This window comes from Bradyrhizobium sp. (assembly GCF_035570375.1).
In the GTDB taxonomy this organism is placed as follows: domain Bacteria; phylum Pseudomonadota; class Alphaproteobacteria; order Rhizobiales; family Xanthobacteraceae; genus Bradyrhizobium.
The window spans coordinates 1-20,779 of sequence record NZ_DATMLW010000153.1; the positions used below are offsets into that span (position 1 = coordinate 1).

The window sequence follows — 20,779 nt, forward strand, 5'->3', positions numbered from 1 at the left end:
GCAAATCGACGGGAACTTTGGTCAGAGAACAGAATCAGCCGTGCGTGCCTATCAAACTCGGCAAAGCATCGCAGTCGACGGAGTTGTTGGCGACCAGACCTGGTGGGCTCCTGCAGGTGCAGCTGGGGCCACGCTGGCAAAGTTGGCCGGCCTTGTCACTGCGTAATCAGGTGGCGTTAAACCAATGTGCCCATGTCGGGGTATACGGCTTTCCGAATTGCCGAGGACGTTCCCGTCGGGAACGAGTCACCGGGACTGATAGGCATAGAAGTAAAGCTAAAGAGCCCCACGCCGGTTTTATCAGGGATCTCTTTCCCACCGACGTTGGCACGCGGGTCAACAGGCAATGTTGTATCTGCGCTGCAGCAAGCTCTGAAAACATTTGGCACCACAACCGATCCTGGGCCCATCGATGGCGACTTTGGGGCCGGACCGAATCGGCCGTGCGCACCTATCAATCCCAGCAAAACATTACAGTCGATGGGGTTGTTGGGCATCAGACGTGGTGGGTTCCGGCAGGAGCTGCCGGTGCAACGCTAGCGTCGTTAGCAGGCCTGGTTTAGCCCAAACTTCGCGGCGTGATCGTAAAGGCGAGCCCGGCGGCTTCGCATCATCTCAAGCTTATCGAACGTGACGCCACAGATCGATTGCTCCGCGGTCTACGCATATTGGTGCTTCTCCGCTAAGCGCGGCCTGACCTCCTGCGGGTCTGATATCCTCGGCTGTGCTGCGCCTTGATTCGCTGACGCTCCATTTTGTGGGATCGGCGCCCGTCGTCGTCACGGGAGGCACGGGCAAACAAGGTGGCGCTGTCGTGAAGAGCCTGCTCCAGCGCGGTCACGAAGTTCGCGCCGTCACGCGCAGTACCGACTCCGCGAAGGCGAAGGAACTCACAAACGCGGGCGTCACACTCGTCCGCGCATCACTCGAAGACACGGCCGCGCTTACAAAGGCGCTCGAAGGAGCGACCTCCCTCTTCGCGATGACGACGCCATTCGAAGGAGGCACGCAAGCCGAGACGCGACAAGGCATCTCCGCCGCGGACGCGGCCAAGGCCGCAGGTGTACACCTCGTCTTCGCCTCGGTCGGCTCCGCCAATCGACAGACGGGCGTCCCGCATTTCGACAGCAAGTACGAGGTCGAACAGCACATCGCCAAGATCGGCGGACGCGCGACGGTCCTGGCCCCCGTCTATTTCATGGAGAACCTCCATTTCGGCAAAGAGCAGCTCGCGAAGGGCATCTACGCCGCGCCGCTTCCGCCGACGAGGCCGCTTGCGCAAGTCGCCGTCGCGGACATCGGGGCTGTCGCCGTTCGCCTCCTCGAGGACCCCGGCCGCTTCGCAGGCAAGCGCTTCGACCTCGGGGGCGACGAGCTCACGGGCAACGACGTCGTCGCCATCCTCTCGCGTGTCAGCGGTCGCCCATTCACCTATTTCCAGGTCCCGCTGGATGTCATCCGCCAACGCATGGGTGAGGACGGCGTCAAGATGTACGAGTGGTTCGAGCGTGTCGGCTACACGGTCGATCGCGCAGCGCTCCGCCGTGAGTTCCCCGACGTCGCCTTTCACGACTTCGAGTCGTGGGCGAAGGCACAGGATTGGAACACGCTTCTCCAAAGCGCGTAGGACAGTCCATGTATCCGACGCATCAGCAAGCCGCGAATGAGGTGACGCCGATGAGTCTAGTCCCCCACCCACAGCCTCAGAAGGATCCGACCATTGAGCCGATCGCGATCACCGCAACAAGCGCAATGACGGCACCCACGCCGCAGCACTCCCCATGAAGGTTTGGGTCCAGTGCGCCAGAAGGGGTTCGCGGGAGAACAGGGCCGCAACAAGTGCGGCGACTGGGGCGAGCAAGAGTACGCTCCAGCCCCGGAACGCGAACGCGATCAAAAGACCGAGCCCGCCAAGCATCCCGGCAACTCCGATCAGGGTCATTGGCTCAGCACTCCGCCAACAGCACATCCAGGTCAGCGGTAGAACGCCGGCCAAGATCGCCGCCATGTTCGGATAGAAACTCATCGGCGGCACGGCGTCCCTCCTCCTTGAGCAGCGCGACGAACTTCGATTCGGCGTTCAGCTTCGACGACGCGCCAAACTCCGCTAGCCGATCGCTCTTGATGCTATGCGTTCGCATTCCGGCCCAACGCGCGCCTTCGCCGCTGCCCGGATCGGCCACCTGCCGCAGCAACGCGATCATGCGCAGCTCCTTCATAAGGGGCGAATTGAAGGAAATCTCGTTGAGGCGGTTCAGGATGTCGGCTGCAGAGCGCAGCGAATCGGTGCGTTCGCGCGGATTGATTTGCACGAGGACAGTGTCGTGTGCATCCGTCTCTCGAACCAGCGGCGTGATGGTAGGATTGCCGGCATAGCCGCCATCCCAATAGAGCTCGCCGTCGATCTCGACCGCCTGGAACATCGTTGGCAAACAGGCCGAGGCGAGCAACACGTCAGGTGTGATTTCGGCATTGCGGAAGATGCGGCCGCGACCGGTGCGTACATTCGTTGCCGTAACGAACAGCTTCATGGGGGCTTGCCTGAGGCGATCGAACTCGATGCATTCTTCGAGAATGGCGCGTAGCGGGTTGAAGCCGAACGGATTTAGATCATAGGGAGAGAGCATCCGCGACATCAGATCGAACGCGACATAGGTGGGGGAAGCGTCGAGGGTCCAGCGGCCCATCAGGCGATCGAACAGCGAGCGTTGCAACGGACTGAACGTGGCCGCGCGCGACACGCGCTCCCAATAGACATCAAGCGCCGCTTTTGCACTCGTCGCACCGCCTCTTGTCCATCCACACGCCAGCACGGCAGCGTTCATCGCACCGGCCGAGGTGCCGGAGATCCCCTCGATTTTCAGCCACGGCTCCTCAAGGAGGCGATCGAGGACGCCCCAGGTGAAAGCGCCGTGAGAGCCGCCGCCCTGCAACGCGAGGTCTATCAGGACCGGCTTGCGCGCCGTCCCGTTTGGCGGCTCTGGCTCCACCCGGCTCTCCAAATTCTCAGGCCGAACCTAAAACACTGCGCTCTCGATCCTGGAGTCTTGCAGGCAGCATAGATCGCAACGGCGCAGTCGCGATGCGATCAGGCCGGCGATCAAGCTGGCCTCGACGCCGAAACCCGATGCAAGCCAAGGCCGAGCCCGATCCATCCGGCGCCCGCCATGACGAGGTCGATGCCGAGGAACAGGCCGAGGATGTAAACGCTGTTGATCGGCCAGCGCGCTAGGATCAGCACACCAAGCAAGAGCGTGATCACGGCAGAGAACGCCACCCAGATCCATGGCATTTCCCGCCTCATGTTGAACGCCAGAAAAAGACGCACAACGCCGGAAGCAACCAGCGATGCGCCCAGCAACAGCGTGAGCAGCACCGCGGCGAACAGCGGGTTTTCGAACGTCACAAAGCCTGCGACGATGTAGAGCACACCCAGCAAGGCCCAAATCAGGAACTTGCCCCAGCTCTTGATCTGGAACGCGTTGATGATCTCGGCTGCGCCGGCGACGATCATCATGACGCCGACGATGAGCACGCTTGCTACCGTCGCCATCACGACGCTGCCGAGCGCAACGAAGCCGGCGAAGACATAGACTACACCGAGTGCGACAATCCAGCCCCACTTCGCGCGAAGCGGTGCCACATCAGTTCCGGTTCGAAGATCTTGCAGGGTATCCGAAGAACTTGTCATGACGGTCCTCCGATGCGAACGCTAGCCCCGCATCATAACTTGCCACAGGCGCACTCCTTCGCCAAACGCAAATTTGACAGGGTGAGCAAGATGACGCGAAGGGCGAAGAAGAGACATGGACCGACCGGAGTGGCCATGGTCACGGAGTATTCTTGTATACCCGCCCATCCTTCATGATTACTTTGAAATTCCTGGCGGGGTCGGCAATCAGGTCGATATTCGCGAGCGGGTCGCCATCGACCAGCAGCAGATCGGCAAGCGCCCCCTCTTCCACGACACCGAGCTTGCCGGGATAGGGATTGCGTTTGCCGGACATTGCCAGCAGTTCGGCGTTGGTTGCGGTTGCCATTGCGAGCGCCTCGGCGGGACTGTACCAGCGGACGAGCGAGGCCAGAATGGCCCCCTGTTGCTGCGCCAGCGCCTGGGAGAACAGGACATCAGTGCCCCACGCCGTCTTGATCTTGTATTTCTTCGCCATCTCGTAGGTTCGAGCTATGCCAGGCCAGACTTCATCAGCCTTGGCTCGCTGGACTGTGCCTACAGGAAAACCCTGTCTCAGCGCTTCGGGGAGCGGCTGCAGACTCAACCACACGCCCTTCTCGGCAATGAGCTTGGCGGTGGCCTCGTCCATCAGGAAGCCGTGTTCGATACACTTCACACCCGCGGCAATTGCCCGCTGAATCGCCGCGGGCGTAAAGGCGTGCACGGTAACGTAAGTGCCCCAGTTCTCGGCCGCCTCAACAGCTGCCCGCAGCTCCGCCTCCGTGAAGGTCGACACGTCGATCGGGCTGAACGGCGAGGAAACACCGCCGCCGGCTGTCAGTTTGATCTGGGAGGCACCCTGCATGAGTTGCTCGCGGACGCGCAAGCGCACCTCGTCGGGGCTGTCGGCGAGCATACTGCCGCCGATCTGTTCCATGCGGCTGAGCATGCCGCCGATCGTCCGCGGCAGTTCGGACAACTGGCGAAAGTCCCCATGGCCGCTGGTCACCGTGATGAAGGCCCCGGAGGGAAAAATGCGCGGCCCCGCGATGATGCCAGTGTCAATGGCGCTCTTCAGCCCGAATGCCGGGCCACCCACGTCCCGGACCGTGGTGAAACCGCGCATCAGCGTGTCTGTCGCCTCGGCCCCTGCCGCGATATTATTGAATCCGACGTCACCGGCGATCGCCTGAGCGGGGCTGGGCCGTATCAGCATCGCATGCCAGTGCGCGTCGATCAGGCCGGGCATCAGCGTTCGCCCATTCCCGGCGATTGTGGTCGTACCTGGCTCTGCGGCGATCGGCACCGTCGAGATGCGCTCGATGATATTGCCCTTGATCAGGACATTGGACGGCGCGGAGAGTGAAGCGGCTTTGCCATCGAAGATGCGCACATTCTGGAACAACGTCGCGCTGGCATTCGCCGGCGGATTGCCTTGGCCGCGAGCGGCCGACGCAAGCCCGACAGCCATCAGCGAAAGCGCAGCGACGAGAATCCTTCGAGACATCGAGTTCATTTCGCTCCCCTGACAAACGTTGTGGAGCATCTACAGCTACTCGCTGAGCTTGCTGACCGCGCAGGTTGCGGCACCGCAGCAAGCGGCCAGTTGATTCAGGTCAACCTGCCACCCCAAAATCGGGGTAAAAACAGTTCAGAGGGAAACGCCATGAGCGAGATCACCCACTTCATCGCCATAACCGTCGACCTGACGAATGACGGGCTGGTCACAGGTGAACCCTTCAAATGCGCGAGCCCCGCTTCGGCGATCGATCGTGCCAAAAGCATGTGGAAGGTATTTGGCCACAGCGGAGCAGTGGCATACGTTCGTTCCGGCTACCCGGAAACCAAAACGACCGTGCTTAGGACATTTGGAAACGTGCCGGACGACCTGAAGGTTTGTTAGCCGCCGTTGGTCCAGCAAGGTGTCGATTCCGCCTTGCTCGCTCGTCCTCCGTCGGACGACCTTGTCGTTTCCTTCGAACAATAGTGGCCTCTGCCCGCGGCAAATAATGTCGCGCATTTTACCCGAAATACTGCGGCTTGCCTTGCGCATTGCGTTGACCATGTCAGCTTGGCAACCGGGAGGCAAGAAAGGCCTGCCTCCAGGAGGCCCGCAGCGTGCACGGATTGATCTATGTCAATGTTGCGAGGCCTTGCGGTGATCGGATCTATCAGCAGCGCGGACCTGCTTGTTGAGGAGAGGGCGATGGCAGCGCGCCGCCCAAAATTGCGAACCAAAATGGATGGTTGCCTCATTGCTCGGCGCGCAAGGTTTGTGGCCGTGCGCGCCGTGGTGTTCCTGTTTCTCAAGCGAATATTGCCTGTCGCAGCGCTGCTCGTGCAGGCGCCTCTCCTCGCCGCTCCGGCATCAGACCAGAAATCCGAAATTGCCTCCACCAGCGAGGTCAGAGAGGAGCTTTGGGGCATACCGTCCACCATTCCCATGCTGGCCTATGTGGTCCGTCCCGTTGGCGACGGACCATTTCCGCTCGTGGTGATGAACCATGGCGTCGCGCTTGACCCGAAGGAAAGAAGCTATTTTCCGATCATCGAGTTTCGAGATGCAGCGCTTTGGTTTGCCAAGCAGGGTTATGTGGTCGTCGCGCCCATCCGTCCCGGATATGGCGCTACCGCGATCGAAATTCCCGAGCGCGGCTTGTTCGGCCTTTTCTTCTCGGGCGTTGGTGATTGCTCGGATGCCAATTTTCGGGATGCCGGGCTCGCCATTGCGTCGCTCAGCATGTGGGTCATCGATTACATGACGACTCAGAGCTTTATCAGGCGCGATGACGTCGTCGTAGTCGGTCAGTCGGGTGGCGGCTGGGGCGCGATTGCGCTGGCCAGTCAAAATCCGAAGTCGGTACGGGCGATGATCGGATTCGAGGCCGGGCGCGGCGGTCATCTCAACGGCATACCCAACAACAACTGCGCCCCGGATCAGCTGGTCGACGCAGCGGCTCAGTTCGGGCGAACGGCGCGGATCCCGATGCTTTGGCTCTACACCCGTAACGACAGCTATTTCGGACCCGAGCTTTCGATGCGACTGGCTTCAGCCTTTCGCACGGCCGGGGGCAACGTCGAATATCATCTGTTGCCGGATTTCGGAGAGGACGGCCACTTCTTCATCGACTCGCCCGATGCAGTTCCTATATGGGCGCCGCTGGTCAGCGAGTTCCTCAGGAGGCATCCATGAAAGGTTTTGGCCTGCGTGGGGGAAAGACGTTTCGGGCGAAGTTTCGCGGCGGGCGAGCGTTCGCTGCATGCTTCATTGCTCTGTGTAGCGTGAGCGAGGCGACATCGGCGTACAGCCAGCAAGTCACCCCGTTTGGCGATGTGCCCGCATCGGGCGATTTCAGCGAGGCGGAAATCGCCGCGCGCGGGCGGCAGCCGGCGCGCGATCTGACCTACTCTGATTGGACAAAATTGTGCTTCAAGGGCGTTCACGGCGCCGAGGCAAAAATGGTCTGCCGCACGACGATCAACGGCAGATGGGACACGGGTCAGATCGTTCTCAGAATAGACCTGATCGAGCGAACGGATGCCGCGGCGAAACGGCTGCAGATCTTCCTTCCGTCAGGATTTTTCCTGCAGCCCGGCATCAGACTGACTGTCGACAAGGGTAGCTCGATGAACCTTCCCTATACCATTTGCCTTGCCAATGGATGCGTGGCTGCGACGGTGGCGGAGGCGGGCTTCGTGCAGGCAATGGAAACAGGCCGAAGTCTCTCCATCGAGGGGGTCAATTCCAACCTCGTGACGGTCATTTCTTCGTTGCCGCTCGACAATTTTGCCAAGGCCTATCAGGACGCGCCCGCACAGGTCTTCGAGCAGAAGCTGGAAGGAGACTGGGAGCAACCCGCCAGGTGACGAATGAGTTTGGCTGGGTTCTGGTCCAACGACTGTCTCCTTCGGCAGCCACTCCGCAGGCGGATTTGGCGCACCACTTAAATTTCCAGTGACATTGCCTTGCGCCTTGAAGTTGTCATTCAAACGACATCCCTTTTTGCGAATCGACGAGATTCTCGGACGTCAATAAGATTCTCAGACAATGGGAGGAATGACAATGGGAGGAATGATGATGGGAGGTCGACAGACGGCAGGCTTTTCGGCTGAACAAGACAGGACGATCCCTTGGCGACGCGCGGGCATGGGCCTTTTGACGTCGATCCTGGTTGTTCTTGGAGTCGCGGCGACGGACGCGATGGCTGACACCCCGACCCGCGTCATCCACACGACCGGCGGGCCGGTCCGCGGGTCCAGCGACGGTGCCGTCAACAAGTTCCAGGGCATCCGCTATGCCAACTCGACGGCCGGTGCGAGCCGTTGGACCCCTCCCGCTGCGCCGGCGCGCTCCTCCACGACATTCGACGCGACTGCGCCGGGCAGTCCGTGCCCGCAGCAGGTCAATCAGTTTTCGCCGCAGCCGCCCTTCAGCGAAGATTGCCTCTTCCTCAACGTCACGACACCCGTTCAATCGGACGGCGACGGCGGGCTTCCGGTCTGGATCTTCATCCATGGCGGCGCGCTCGTTAACGGCGAAGGCGCGGCGTTCGACCCCAGCGTCCTGGTCAGCACCCAGAAGATCATCGTCGTGACCATCAATTATCGCCTCGGCGCGCTCGGCTGGCTCGCCCATCCAGCCCTGGACGGCAATGGAATCGCAGGCAATTACGGGCTGATGGACCAGCAGCTCGCATTCCAATGGGTCCGTGAGAATATCGCGCGTTTCGGCGGAAATCCGAACCACGTAACAATTGGCGGCGAGTCCGCCGGCGGGCTCAGCACCTCGTCCAATCTGGCCTCGCCGACCGCGAACCGGCTTTTCCACGCCGCGATCATCGAGAGCGGCGCCTATATGCTGTTCTCGATACAGCCGGCCGCAGCCCAGGAGGCCCTGGGTGTCAAGTTCGCAACCGCGGTCGGCTGCACGGGGACCAATCAGCAGATCGCCAGTTGCCTGCGCAACACCTCGGTTGCGACACTCGTTGCGGCGCAAGGCATCATCAACACGTCGCCGACTTCAGGCACGACGATCTTGCCGGTGGGGTTGTCGGACGCGTTTGGCAGCGGCAATTTCAACCAGGTGCCGGTGTTGCAGGGCACCAACCTCAATGAGGGCACGCTGTTCGAGCCGTTCTTTTTCGATCCAGCCTTCCAGTTCGTGCCCGGCGGCCCGGCGCAAGCTCTTGTCGACGCCGCTAAGCTGACTTATCCGCAAGAGGTTGGGATCATCTCCGGCACCGCTGACCCCGCGAAGGTCGGAACGCTCGTGACGAATTTCCCCAATCCTGACAACAACAACAAACCGAGCGCGGACGAGGCGCTGGGCCAGATTTTCACCGACATCACCTTCACCTGCCGAGGCTTCGACTCCAACCAGCTGCTGGCGAGGTTCGTCCCGGTACACGCCTATGAGTTTGCCGATCCCAACGCGCCGAACTTGTTCCAGCCGCTGATCGGTTTCTCCTACGGCGCATCGCACGCTTCCGAGTTGCAGTATCTGTTCGATGCGAAGACCCTGCAGGGGCCGGCGGATGCCGCCGCCAATGCGTCCTCACCGGCTCCGGGAGCGAAAGTGCAGCCACCGCCGCTGACTACGGGCGGACAGCAGCTTGCGACCGAGATGAAGGCCTACTGGGCGAATTTCATCCGCTTCCACGACCCCAACGGCAAACCAGAAGGTGAGGCAGGCGATCACGATCTCGCCTTTTGGCCCGCCTTCGGCCAAACGGGATTTGTCCAGAAGTTGGTGCCGGGGCCGGCGCAGCCGTTCCCGATCACAACCTTCTCGAGCGAGCACAATTGCGATGCGCTCACCCTCCTCGGGCTGATCAAGTAGCCGGCGGCCGCCGGACAAGAAGCCGCCGTTGCGGCTGACATCGACGAGCGCTGAACGACTGGGTGCGGCCTGCTTCACAGCCATCTAGGCGGCCGCACCCATCAACCAGCCTTTTCGCCCGTTGATGGGATTCACGCGACTGCCTGGATGCCTCATTGCCCGGGCGACGCCCCGGGGCCAGCGGCACTCTCCCGAGATATATCCGCCCGCCGACAGCCCCTCACTTGCGAGCAGTCCTTGCAGCGCATTTGGCGCGGAGTTCGAAAACTCGGCTCACTGTCCGCCATGTTCCCAATGCATTCGACGCGCGATTTCCGGACAGTCGCTTTCGGGCCGCTATTGAGGCGCACGGCCACGCGCGACCGCGACCGAGCGAGCGCGGATCGGTCAAGGGTGCGCCGCTACCCCCGCGATCTTTGATTTTCATCAAGGTCAACATCACCGGTGGGCGATTATTTTATAGTCGATGCCTTGAAAGCGGCGCGAACGAGAAAACCGCAGATCCGCATAGGGTCATCCTCGACGGAGCCGGCCGGTCTTGCTTCCTGTTCGATATCCGCTTGACCTCAAAAGCGACCTTATTGTGCGCCACGCGAAATGACGCGAAGGGCCAACAGCCGACATCGGGGCGGCCTAGCCGTGCGGAGTCGAGTCAAATAAGCTGGCCGCCGATCTTGATCGAAGCAAGCGCGGACGGGTATTTCAATCGGGGCATTGTATATGGCAAATCGATTCATGACGGCGAAATCCATCGTGGCGATGCGGCGTTGGGGAGTTCCCGCCATCGTAACGCTTGCGGCACTGGCGGCGCTGACCGTCAACGCCACGGCGAGACAGACGCGCCCCGCGCCGCCCACCGAGGAGACGGCGCCGCGCGATGCAGGCGAGCCGATCATGGCGATCGTGTCGATCAAGACCCAGCAGGTCACTCTCTACGACGCCGAGGGCTGGATCCTGCGCGCGCCGGTATCGACCGGCACCACGGGACGCGAGACGCCTGCCGGCATCTTCGCCGTCATCGAGAAGGACAAGGACCACCACTCGACCCTTTATGACGATGCCTGGATGCCGAACATGCAGCGCATCACCTGGAACGGTATCGCGCTGCACGGCGGGCCACTGCCCGGCTATGCGGCCTCGCACGGCTGCGTGCGGATGCCCTACGAGTTTGCGGAGACCTTGTTCGACAAGACGCGGATCGGGATGCGGGTGATTATCTCGCCCAACGACGCGGCCCCGGTCGAGTTTTCCCACCCGGCGCTGTTCGTGCCGAAGGCGGAGGCCCTCGCGGCTGCCCCGGCGCGTGCCGAAACGCTGGCCCGTGAGGCCGAGGAGGCCGCCAGGACGGCCGACGAGGCGAAGAAAGCCGCCGCGACGACAGCGCGCGAGGCAGCGTCGCTCACGGCATCACTGCGCAAGCTGGAAGGGCTCAAGACCCGCGCCGATGCCGAGCTCGCGCTCGCCGACAAGGCGCTCGCCGCCGCCAAGACGGATCAGGCCAGGGCGCGGGCCGAGGGGGTGAAGCAGAAGGCCGCCCTCAAGGCCACGGAACTGGGAGCGCAGCTCGACACCGCCAAGACCGACGCGAAGTCGAAGCCCGACGCCGCCGCCGCGGCAAAGGACGCCGCCAAAGCCGCCGCGACCAGGAAGGCCGACACCGCCAAGGCGGCGAGCGAGGCCAAGCTCGCGCTCGAGCCGGTCTCGGTCTACATCAGCCGCGCAACGCAGAAAATTTACGTGCGGCGCAACACGCACAAGCCGTGGCCGGACGGGGGCGAGGTGTTCGATGCGACCATTGAGGTTCCGGTCACCATCCGCAGTCCCGACAGGCCGCTCGGCACGCATGTGTTCACGGCGATGGCGCGCAACGGCGCGGGTCTGCGCTGGACCGCAGTCACGATCGACAACGCCGACGACGCCAGGGACGCGCTCGACCGCATCACCATCCCGCAGGATGTGCTCGATCGCATCGCGCCGACCGCATTGCCGCGATCCTCGATCATCGTCTCCGATGAGCCGCTGCACCGCGAAACCAACTATCGCACCGAGTTCGTCGCGGTGCTGAACAACCAGCCCCAGGGCGGCCTGGTGACGCGCCGGCCTACAGTCGTCGAAGTGCCCGTTGCGAGCGCCAACTACTGGGGCAACAACGGCTTCTTTTTTCAGCCCTGGAACTCCCAACCTGGTTATACGCAGCCGCGCGGCGGCCAATACTATCAGCAACCGATGCAACAGCGCTGGTGGTAAGACGCGGCACGCCGCGCGTGGGCTGAATGGCCGCTCCGGGTCATTTTCGACTGCCCAGGGCGACGTTTGCGACCTGGTGTCCCGCTTCGACCCGAAAGCGATGTGGTTGCTGTCCGGCAGCGAAATGCCGCCACCAGTCGGCATAGGAAAGACGGCCCGGCGCCCTCTGTACTTGCAATTATTTCAGAGATCCCCGCCCAGTATTTTCCTGCCCGCCCCGGCCCGAGACATCGCGTCCCTGCAAGCATCGCTCACCTCTGCCATGTGCGATTTGATGCAAGTTCTGAGACCACCGGTGCCCGGCACAATACCGGCACACAGTTTCTCAAGATCGGACTTGCACACCTTTCCGGTCACAGCCACCGTGAGCACGCGGTCCTGGCAGGTTGGCGACAGCTCGGTCAAATGCGATTTTATGCAGGTCTTGATCCGGCCTTCGCCGGGTTGAATGCCGGCGCATAGTTTCTTGATATCGCCGGCGCAGGGCCTGCTCTCCTGCTGCGCCAGTGCGACAGAACCTGACAGCAGCGCCGTCAGTATAACAAGCCCGGATCGCATTCCTGCCATTTTGGATTCCTCCATGAGATTCAAAAAAGGCGTATGGGATATATCCGAAAGCCGGCCCCGTCGCCAGAACGACGCCGCCGGGACGCGATCAGGGCCTTAGTGAAAGTTGGGATCGCTGCCGCGCAGACCCGCATTCCGCAAGCCGCTGGCCATCTGCGCGCGCCCAGCCGAAACCCGCCCTTCAAGAATCCGGAGATTGCCGCCGCCTAATTCCGTGAACGCGTCAGGGGCACAAAGCGCACGAGGGCGACACCGCGCGTTGTCGTCTTGTCCAGGCTGATTTTTTCCACGACCGTGAGGTGCTGAGTGGTGTAAGCGGGCCCCACCGGCATGACGAGCCGGCCACCCACTTTGAGCTGTTCGATCAAAGCCGGCGGTGGCTGCTCGGGCGCGGCGGTGACGACAATGGCGTCAAAAGGACCGCATTCGGACCAGCCCTCATAGCCGTCACCAAGCCTGACGCTCACGTTGTCATAGGCCAACTCCCTGAGTGCTTTTGCGGCGGCCTCCGCCAGTTGCGGGACAATCTCGATGGTGCAGACCTTTCGCGCAAGCTGCGCAAGGATCGCAGCCTGATAGCCCGACCCCGTACCGACTTCCAGCACGACATGGTCGGGGGCGACCGCGGCCAACTCCGTCATCAAGGCCACGATCAACGGCTGCGATATGGTCTGGCCGAGGCCGATCGGAAGCGGCCTGTCGGCGTACGCGATGGAACAGGATCGCTCGGGAATGAACAGATGTCGTTTGGTTTGCCCGATGGCCTGAAGGACCCTCGCCGAAAAGCCCTGCGGTCCCAAAACACCGGCATAGGACCGGGCATGGGCCCGAATGGTCTCGACCATGGCGGCGCGCTCGCTGAAGCATTGTGCGTCCTGTGCGTTCGCTTCGCACGTGACGGCAACCATGGACAGCACAAGCAGCAGCAAGGTCTTCATGATCGTGCGGTCTCTGATCGGTCAGATGCCGGCTTGGGGCCATCAGGAAAAGCGGGCCCCCTGCTATCCCGCAACCACTTCGCGTTCGCAGTCGCAAGGTTTGCGGCGTTTGAGCATGATCTCAGCGCAAAATGTGTTGCCGCGTTTGTCAGCCAAGGAAAAACCGGTTTCCACTTTGCGCTGACGCGGCCTTCGGGTGCCAATAACGCCCTAGATCAGCGAATGCAAAGCCTTGACCGCGGCCTCGCGGCTCTCCACAGCAACGAAAAAGCTTACCGAATGCGGAGACAAGACATATTTGTCGGCGATGATCCCCTGCTGTTGCAGAATCTGAATCGCCTTGAATGGCAAGTCTGACGAGACGCCGCCGAAGCAGGTGAGGCTCACCGAACTTAAAGTCTCACGCTGCTTGCGCAAGTCCTTGCTCCCTTCCAGCGTACGCAGTAGGGTGTCGAGCGACTCCGAATCGCAAGTTATCATGATGCGGGTTTTTCCGGCGGTGAACGCCGAGGCGAGCAGTTGCGGCCAGGACAGGCCGTTTTGCTTGAGATGCTTCGCGAATTTCTCAAAACCCTGATTGAGGTCCGCTGAATCGACCTCCACATGCTCGATGCGGGCCATCGAGTTGACGGCCAACACTCGTCCGCTTTCCATTCCCATGACTTCCCTCACCACTTGCGTGCTGCGTTCGGCGCCGCCCCATTGTTTCAGAACCAATGCCACGTTTTGGCTTTGTGCCAGCTCCACGCTGCGAAAATGCAAAACCTTGGCGCCCCAAAAACACATCTCGGACAACGATCCGAAATCCAGCTGGCGCAAGGGTTTTGAATTCGCCACGATGCGCGGATCGGCCGAGCAAACTCCGTCGACCTCCTTGATAATTTCGCAGCACTCGGCTTTTAGCGCCGCGGCCATGGCTACCGCGGTAGTGTCACTGCCGCCCCTGCCCAGCGTGGTGATTTCCTTGGTCACCGGATTGACGCCCTGAAAGCCCGCCAGAACCACTACCCTACCGCGATCGAGTTCCTCCCGCACGCGAACGGGTCGCACATCCATAATGCGCGCGGAGGAATGGGATTCGTCGGTCATCACGCCGGCCTGGCTGCCGGTAAAACTGATCGCGGGCACGCCGAAATCGGAAAGCGCCATGCTCATCAGGGACATGCTGATGCGCTCGCCTGTGGTCAGCAACATATCGAGTTCACGGCGATTGGGATGCGGGCTTATTTGATAGGCCATCCTGACAAGTTCGTCGGTGGTCTTGCCCATCGCCGAAACGATCACCACGACGCGATGACCACGCCGGTGCAAATCGGCGAGATTGCTCGCCACCGCACGAATTTTTGCCGGTGTCTCGAGACAGGCGCCGCCATATTTTTGCACTATGATTGGATTGTTGCGCATTCTCACTTCCAGAAAATACTCCGAGAGCAGCCTGCGCGCCAGCGCGAACGAACTGCGACGCACGACCTATTCCATCAGTTCGTCTGCGATGCTGAGTAAGCCGGACGAGATGGTCAGGCCAAGCGCCCTGGCGCTCTTCATGTTAATGGTTAGCTCAAATCTCGACGGTAGCAGCACCGGCAGGTCAGCCGGCTTTTTGCCCATCAGAATCTGGCCGATGAGAGTCCCGCCTTGCCGATACATATCCACGGAACTGGCACCATAGCTGATTAAACCGCCGGCTTCGACGAAGTCGCGAAGCTCATACATCGTCGGGATCTTGTAGCGTGTTGCCAAATCGGCGATTTGCTTGCGCTGATTGAGAAACAACGCGTCGGGGGCGACGATCAGCGCGCCGTCCTGCTGTGCTGCTGCCTCGAACACCGCATCGAAGTCTCGTTCGCTGCTGGCGTCCAGGATTTGGACTGCCAGCCCGACCGCCTGAGCGGCTTCCTGCACTGGTAACTTCTGTGCATCGACTCCAGGCCGGGTTGGATTTACCAGCATGGCGATTTTTCTCACCGAAGGTAGCAGATCACGAAGGATTCCAAGCCGCTTTGCGACCAACTCGGCGCTGAGCAAGGTAACGCCTGTTACATTTCCGCCTGGTCGATTGAAGCTTGCAACCAAGCCGACCGCTACGGGATCGGCGGCATTCATGAAAACAATTGGAATTGTTGTCGCTGCCGATTTTGCCGCCAATGCCGAAGCGGGGCTGCCACCGGCGGCGATGACGGCAACGGGGCGACGAGCCAGTTCCGCGGCCAACGTCGGCAATCGAGCGGTCTGATTTTCTGCCCAGCGATATTCAATTGCGACATTCCGGCCTTCGACGTAGCCGGCTTCCTTCAAGCTCAGACGGAATGCGTTCACTTGGGGTGCATAAGGCTCCGGCGAGGCGCTATGGAGAAATCCCACTACCGGCATTCCCGGCTGCTGTGCACGAGCGGCGAGCGGCCAGCCGGCCGTACTGCCAACAAGCGCGATGAAGTCGCGTCGCCTCATGAAGGTTCTCCGGCAGAAGCCCTCGCAATCCTAGCATATCGCCGAGTGGGTGCGGCAATTATGCCGCTTCTCCGAAAGCAACCTGATGGCCGTACGGCAGCCAAATTGACGCGAACGGCCGATCGCAGATTCGCGCGCCGCGGCAGATGCCGGGCCGGCATCGTTCAGCTGGCAGATTTCGCCCAGGCCTCCCGCTCACAGTCGACCATGAAATCGCGTGAGATCGGCACCGCATCACGCTTGGTCGACAGCAGCAATTGAAACACCATGTGAGAGCCGTGCAAGAATTCGAGTTCGACCGCAGCGAGATAAAATTCCCACATCCGGCAGAACCGTTCGTCATAGATTGCAGCCGCCCGGGCCCGGTTGTTGGCAAAACGCTCACGCCAGTGTTTCACCGTGTAGCGATAGTGCAGACGCAATACTTCCATGTCGTCGCACCACAGACCGCAGCGCTCTGTTGCGGCGAACGTCTCGGATAGCGCCGGCACATAGGCGCCGGGAAAGATGTACTTGCGGATGAAGGGACCGGTAGTGCCGGGCTGCGACATCCGGCCGATGCAATGGATGAATGCATAGCCGTCCGGCGTCAGAAGCTCGCGGATTTTGAGGAAATACTCATCGAAATGTCCGATGCCGACATGCTCCATCATGCCAACCGAGACCACCCGATCAAACTGTCCGGTGAGCTGTCGGTAGTCCAGCTCGCGGAAAACCACGCGATCGGAAACGCCGGCGGCTTCGGCATGAATGCGTGCTGCCTTGATCTGCTCGGGTGAAACGTTGACCGCGGTGACATGGGCGCCGGTCTCGCGCGCCAGATGAATGGCAAAGCCGCCCCAGCCGGAGCCGATCTCTGCGACGGTCATGCCAGGCTTCAATTGAAGCTTGCTGGTCGCGTGGATCAGCTTGTTACGTTGCGCTTGTTCGAGGGTTTCACGCTCGACGTCGCGAAAGTACGCGCAGGAATATTGCATCTGATCGTCAAGAAACAGACGGTAAAGTTCGGTCGAGATGTCGTAGTGATGGCGGGCGTGAGCGGCGGCAAGCCCGATTGGATTGGCCTGATGCCAGCGCCGCAGGCCGCGCCACACCCGCCGCATCAGCTTCTGGGAGCCGTATGAATAAAGCCCGGCACGGTTAACCGAGAACAGCAACAGAAAATCATGGATGGCTGCACCATCCTCCAACGTCAGCGTTCCATCCATGTAGGCTTCGGCAGCGTAGAGTTCCGGATTGATGAACAGCTTGACGTAGAGCTTGCGATCGTGGAGGCGGATCGCGACATCGGGTCCAGGCAGGTGTTCGCCGAAAACGTGCACCTTGCCGTCGGCGTCGCGGACCCGCAGGGTACCCTGACGGATGAAACGTCGCAGCAAATTAGACAATAGAAGCACGCGGAAGCCCTTCGTGGTCGCCGCAAGTCTGTAGCAATTTACCTGGAAAAGTCACGCGGCGCCGGCCCTTGCAGAACAACTTATCCTTGTCTCTTGGCCAGCTTACTGAGCACGGCAATTTGTCGGAAGAAGTCCTTTATTGGCCAGGCCGGGCTTCCAACCACTTTGGCACCTGGAACCAGATCCGACATCACGCCCGCCTGCGCCCCTATCTCCGCGCCTCGACCGATCCGAAGATGCCCGGTTATGCCCGCCTGCCCCCCAACGCGGACAAAATCCTCGAGCACGGTTGAGCCCGAAATACCAACCTGTGCGACAATTACACAGCACCGGCCTAGAACAACGTTGTGGCCGATCTGCACGAGGTTATCGAGACGGGACCCAGCCCCGATCACCGTGTCTTGCGACGAGCCACGATCAATTGTCGTATTTGCGCCAACTTCGACATCGTCTTGAACGATGACACGTCCAAGCTGCGGAACAGAAAGAAAGCCGTCCCTGGTGGAGGCGAATCCAAACCCCTCCTGTCCGATCCGGGCACCTGGGTAGACGTAGACGCGTGCCCCCAGAACAGCATGGCTCAAGGTTACATGAGCGCCAATCCGGCAATCTCGGCCGACGATTACGCCGCTTCCAATAACTGCGCCAGGCCCTATCCGGCAGGCAGGTCCTATCTCTGCTCCGGCCTCGACCACGGACAGCGGCCCGACCTCCGTTGATGGATCGACGTGTGCTCCGTCCGCAATAATTGCCGATGGGTGAACGCCTGGAGACGGCGGTGGCACTGGATGGAACAGTGCAGCAACGCGTGCCCAAGCAACGTATGGTTCACTCGTTACGATCGATACCGCAGTCCTTGGCACTCGCGATACCATATCGGGATGCACGATCACTGCACCGGCCAATGTCTGATCCAGTGCCGAAGCATAACGTCGGTTGTCCAGAAAACTTACCTCACTCGGACCGGCCGTTTGCAGAGGAGCTACACCTTCAAGTAGCAATTCGACCTTGTCCGCGACACCGCGTGCTGCGCTCGCAACAACTGCAAGTGGATACGGCCCACTTCGGCGAAAGAACCTCAGGTTACCCAAAGTTGCTTCGATCATCACCGTTCCCGACCCGCAGATCGAATCCGACTACCGTTTACTTTGCTGGTTTTGATGTCAAGGGCCAGGTCCCTGCCTGGGTCATTTTCTGCTTGTTGCGCTCACGCAAAATGACGCGAAGGACCAAGCTGACCTGCGTTGGGCCACAGGCTCACTCGTGCATCCTGCATGTGATGACCGCGCTGCTTGGACGCTACGGAAGGAAATTACCGCTCATGCGGAGGTAGAGGTAGCTATTGCAACGTTTCTCAAATTCATCTGCATCATGGATCTGACTCTACTGCTTCCCGTCCCACCTTCAACGATACGCCCTGGCGTACAGACAAGGCATTGCGCCAGATCAAGAATATCCCTCAGCTCATCGCTTGCAATGGCGAACACCTTTGAAGCCCGATCGTAACGATATCGGGCGCATGAACGTGGCCAGCAACGACCCCTCGCGACAACTTCGCTTAGCGCGCTGCACACGCCAAACCTGTCATGCGACTGCAGGCCGTGGCGAATGCGGTCGAAGAGCGGCGAGCCGGTCTAGTTGAGCAGAGCGGCATTGGTGCCACTCCCTGAAAGCGTGTCGCGAGCTTCGTCATAGGCATTGCCAAAGGCCTCAACGGCCTCAGGCTTTGCGACACCGGTGACGATGCAGAGATGTGCGAGCACTGTGGCAAGCGACGCCATTGCGTCACGGGTAAATTCTTCGGTAACGGCATCATAGACTCTATCGAGCAGCAATTGCTTCCTGCTCTTCGTCCTGTTCCACCTGATCCGTTCTGGCTTCATCTCTGTCTCCGCGCAGCTGCGGGTTTACGATTGCCTTGCCGACGCCCGGACCGAAGTCATCGATGCGGCGGACATTCGCCGTCGCTCAACTGAACGCCCTTGCGAATGGCAAACCGAACTTGCTTCGTCCCGCTCGATAAATCCAATTTATTGTTATTGTAATTTCAATCGTGACAGGCGGTTGAACATTCCCGTCGCTGCGGCTCTAGCAGTCCTCATCGCCCGGGTCTGGGGATGAACCGGCACTTCAGACGAACCGGAAAGGGGCCCCTAGAGCTTCGGCTCAGTGGTGATCGACGCGCTCGATGTCGTTTGAGGTGAAGGCGTCATAGACCAGCTTCCTGAGGGCGACCCTGATGGGGCCGCGCTCGTTATCAATCTGCTCCATCAGGATGTAGAGCATGTCGAGCTTGCGATCGATGCCGACATAGGTGCCGCTGCCGCTGTCCCATTTCAGCTCCCCGATCGAACCCGGCTGGTTCGTCTCCCCCGGGCCGGTACGCACGGCAAGGCCGTATCCGAACCCGAATCCGTCGCCCGGAAAGTAGAAATAGTCATGGCCGACACCGGAACCCGGTCCGATATGGTCTGTCGTCATGTCCTCGAATGCGGCCGAGCTGAGATATTGCTTGCCATCGAGTTCGCCGCCGTTGAGCAACATTTGCGCGAAGCGCGCATAGTCGACGATTGTGCAAACCAATCCTGAGCCGCCGGATTCCCATTCGGGATGCGCCCGGCGCTTGCGCTCCTCGTCCACCAAAATCGTGTCGTTTGGCAACGGCTCTGCCTTCAGAGCGCGCTCTTCGCGCGTATCGAGCACAAATTTGGAGTGCGTCATGCCGAGCGGACCAAAGATGTGCTGCTTCATGAATTGGTACAACGTCTCGCCCGAGACGATCTCGATCACGCGACCGAGCACGTTCGTCGAATGGCCATAGCGCCAGAACGTGCCGGGCTGTCGCGTCAATGGAAGCCTGGCAATTCGCTCCGCAAACTCGGCGTTGTCGACATGTCCGTCGAGCAGATGAGCTTCGGAATAGAGCTTTTTCACCCAGGCCCCGACATAGTCGGCGGCAATCCCCGAGGTTTGCAGGAGCAGATCCCGGATGGTCGGCGGCCGCTCGGCCTGGACAAGTTCGAGCGATGCCTGGCCCTGCGCATCGACCCTCTCCACCCCTACCTTCACATCGGCAAAGGATGGGATGTATTTCGCAACCGGATCATCGAGCGAAAGTTTGCCGGCATCGACCAGCATCATCGCTGCGAGGCTCGTGATCGGTTTGGTCATCGAATGAAGCGCGAACATTGTATCCAGCGTCATGGGAAGGTTGGTCCCGACGTCGCGCACGCCAAAGGTCTTCAGGTAAACGGGGTGACCATGCTGCTGGATCAGGACGACGGCGCCGGGGAGCCGTCCAGTCGCAACCTCGTTTTCGAAGAAATCGGTGAGGAGCTCGAGCTTTTCGGCGGCGGGCGCATTGGCCTCAGCCCCGCTGGCCGTCGTGCTACCGTTCACGAAAAGCAACACCAGGCCAACGATCAGGGCCGAGCGCCTCGCATAGGCGAAACGCGAATGGGAGGCGGCAGGAGCGCTACCCCGACCGGAATCACTTGCATCGCTGATCTCAAATCGAAGTAGCGGCATATGCCGACGCTCCTGTCTTCCGAACCGATTCCCATCGAATTGAAAAAAAGTGCCGGCAAGCCCCCTTCAGTGAATAGTCGGCCATTGGATCGATCTGTGGCACGCGCCGCCGCCTCTGCCGCACTCCCGGTTTGGGCCAGGG

Annotated in this window: 19 protein-coding genes and 1 pseudogene; 8 read left to right on the plus strand and 12 right to left on the minus strand. The window is 60.8% G+C overall.

Annotation, left to right across the window (positions count from 1 at the left end):
* Nucleotides 1-4: 4 nt before the first annotated feature.
* The 3 genes from VNX23_RS31075 to VNX23_RS15920 all read left to right on the plus strand — a co-directional run bounded on the left by VNX23_RS31075 (nt 5) and on the right by VNX23_RS15920 (nt 1,627).
* Entirely contained in the window at nt 5-166 is a 162-nt protein-coding gene (locus tag VNX23_RS31075) for a peptidoglycan-binding domain-containing protein (RefSeq protein ID WP_414643016.1), read from the plus strand.
* 4 nt (nt 167-170) lie between these two features.
* Nucleotides 171-563: a peptidoglycan-binding domain-containing protein gene (locus VNX23_RS31080; protein ID WP_414643017.1), complete on the plus strand. Its 393-nt coding sequence runs from the start codon at nt 171-173 to the stop codon at nt 561-563.
* 194 nt (nt 564-757) lie between these two features.
* Nucleotides 758-1,627 (plus strand): NmrA/HSCARG family protein, encoded by an 870-nt coding sequence (locus VNX23_RS15920; RefSeq protein WP_325631709.1) that lies wholly within the window; start codon nt 758-760, stop codon nt 1,625-1,627.
* A 132-nt stretch (nt 1,628-1,759) separates the two neighbouring features.
* On the opposite strand, the pseudogene VNX23_RS15925 reads toward VNX23_RS15920, so the two are convergent.
* The 4 genes and pseudogenes from VNX23_RS15925 to VNX23_RS15940 all read right to left on the minus strand — a co-directional run.
* Nucleotides 1,760-1,942, minus strand: a pseudogene (locus VNX23_RS15925) (GntP family permease); the annotation flags it as partial.
* Between the two features lie 4 nt (nt 1,943-1,946).
* Complete coding sequence (locus VNX23_RS15930; protein WP_325631535.1) at nt 1,947-2,990, minus strand: patatin-like phospholipase family protein; 1,044 nt, start codon at nt 2,988-2,990, stop codon at nt 1,947-1,949.
* Nucleotides 2,991-3,100: 110 nt separating this feature from the next.
* Nucleotides 3,101-3,691: an HdeD family acid-resistance protein gene (locus VNX23_RS15935; RefSeq protein WP_325631537.1), complete on the minus strand. Its 591-nt coding sequence runs from the start codon at nt 3,689-3,691 to the stop codon at nt 3,101-3,103.
* Nucleotides 3,692-3,830: 139 nt separating this feature from the next.
* Nucleotides 3,831-5,189, minus strand: a complete 1,359-nt coding sequence (locus VNX23_RS15940; protein WP_414643013.1) for a metal-dependent hydrolase family protein — start codon at nt 5,187-5,189, stop codon at nt 3,831-3,833.
* A 150-nt stretch (nt 5,190-5,339) separates the two neighbouring features.
* Here VNX23_RS15940 and VNX23_RS15945 point away from each other — a divergent pair, with 150 nt between their 5' ends.
* The 5 genes from VNX23_RS15945 (at nt 5,340) to VNX23_RS15965 (ending at nt 11,759) form a co-directional block, all read left to right on the plus strand.
* Complete coding sequence (locus VNX23_RS15945; protein WP_325631538.1) at nt 5,340-5,576, plus strand: hypothetical protein; 237 nt, start codon at nt 5,340-5,342, stop codon at nt 5,574-5,576.
* Nucleotides 5,577-5,879: 303 nt separating this feature from the next.
* A complete protein-coding gene (locus VNX23_RS15950; RefSeq protein ID WP_325631539.1) occupies nt 5,880-6,866 on the plus strand; it encodes a dienelactone hydrolase in 987 nt (328 codons plus the stop codon).
* Nucleotides 6,863-7,540 carry an invasion associated locus B family protein gene (locus VNX23_RS15955; protein WP_325631541.1) on the plus strand — a complete coding sequence of 226 codons (678 nt, stop codon included), beginning with the start codon at nt 6,863-6,865 and terminating at the stop codon, nt 7,538-7,540. Before VNX23_RS15950 ends, VNX23_RS15955 begins: the two co-directional genes overlap by 4 nt.
* Before the next feature lie 196 nt (nt 7,541-7,736).
* A complete protein-coding gene (locus VNX23_RS15960; protein ID WP_325631542.1) occupies nt 7,737-9,512 on the plus strand; it encodes a carboxylesterase/lipase family protein in 1,776 nt (591 codons plus the stop codon).
* Between the two features lie 720 nt (nt 9,513-10,232).
* On the plus strand, nt 10,233-11,759 hold the full coding sequence (locus tag VNX23_RS15965) for a L,D-transpeptidase (RefSeq protein ID WP_325631543.1): 1,527 nt from the start codon (nt 10,233-10,235) through the stop codon (nt 11,757-11,759).
* A 183-nt stretch (nt 11,760-11,942) separates the two neighbouring features.
* Here the strand turns inward: VNX23_RS15965 and VNX23_RS15970 are convergent, their stop codons facing one another.
* The 8 genes from VNX23_RS15970 to VNX23_RS16005 all read right to left on the minus strand — a co-directional run bounded on the left by VNX23_RS15970 (nt 11,943) and on the right by VNX23_RS16005 (nt 20,637).
* Nucleotides 11,943-12,341, minus strand: coding sequence for a hypothetical protein (locus tag VNX23_RS15970; RefSeq protein ID WP_325631545.1), 399 nt, complete (start codon nt 12,339-12,341; stop codon nt 11,943-11,945).
* Nucleotides 12,342-12,532: 191 nt separating this feature from the next.
* Nucleotides 12,533-13,264, minus strand: coding sequence for a protein-L-isoaspartate(D-aspartate) O-methyltransferase (locus VNX23_RS15975; RefSeq protein WP_325631547.1), 732 nt, complete (start codon nt 13,262-13,264; stop codon nt 12,533-12,535).
* A 210-nt stretch (nt 13,265-13,474) separates the two neighbouring features.
* Entirely contained in the window at nt 13,475-14,668 is a 1,194-nt protein-coding gene (locus VNX23_RS15980; RefSeq protein ID WP_325631713.1) for an aspartate kinase, read from the minus strand.
* A gap of 66 nt (nt 14,669-14,734) precedes the next feature.
* Entirely contained in the window at nt 14,735-15,712 is a 978-nt protein-coding gene (locus VNX23_RS15985) for an ABC transporter substrate-binding protein (RefSeq protein ID WP_325631548.1), read from the minus strand.
* 164 nt (nt 15,713-15,876) lie between these two features.
* Complete coding sequence (locus tag VNX23_RS15990; RefSeq protein ID WP_325631549.1) at nt 15,877-17,109, minus strand: cyclopropane-fatty-acyl-phospholipid synthase family protein; 1,233 nt, start codon at nt 17,107-17,109, stop codon at nt 15,877-15,879.
* Nucleotides 17,110-17,189: 80 nt separating this feature from the next.
* Nucleotides 17,190-18,215, minus strand: coding sequence for a UDP-3-O-(3-hydroxymyristoyl)glucosamine N-acyltransferase (lpxD, locus tag VNX23_RS15995; protein WP_325631551.1), 1,026 nt, complete (start codon nt 18,213-18,215; stop codon nt 17,190-17,192).
* Between the two features lie 528 nt (nt 18,216-18,743).
* Nucleotides 18,744-18,992, minus strand: a complete 249-nt coding sequence (locus tag VNX23_RS16000; protein WP_325631553.1) for a hypothetical protein — start codon at nt 18,990-18,992, stop codon at nt 18,744-18,746.
* A gap of 283 nt (nt 18,993-19,275) precedes the next feature.
* Nucleotides 19,276-20,637, minus strand: a complete 1,362-nt coding sequence (locus VNX23_RS16005) for a serine hydrolase domain-containing protein (protein WP_325631555.1) — start codon at nt 20,635-20,637, stop codon at nt 19,276-19,278.
* Nucleotides 20,638-20,779 lie beyond the last annotated feature (142 nt).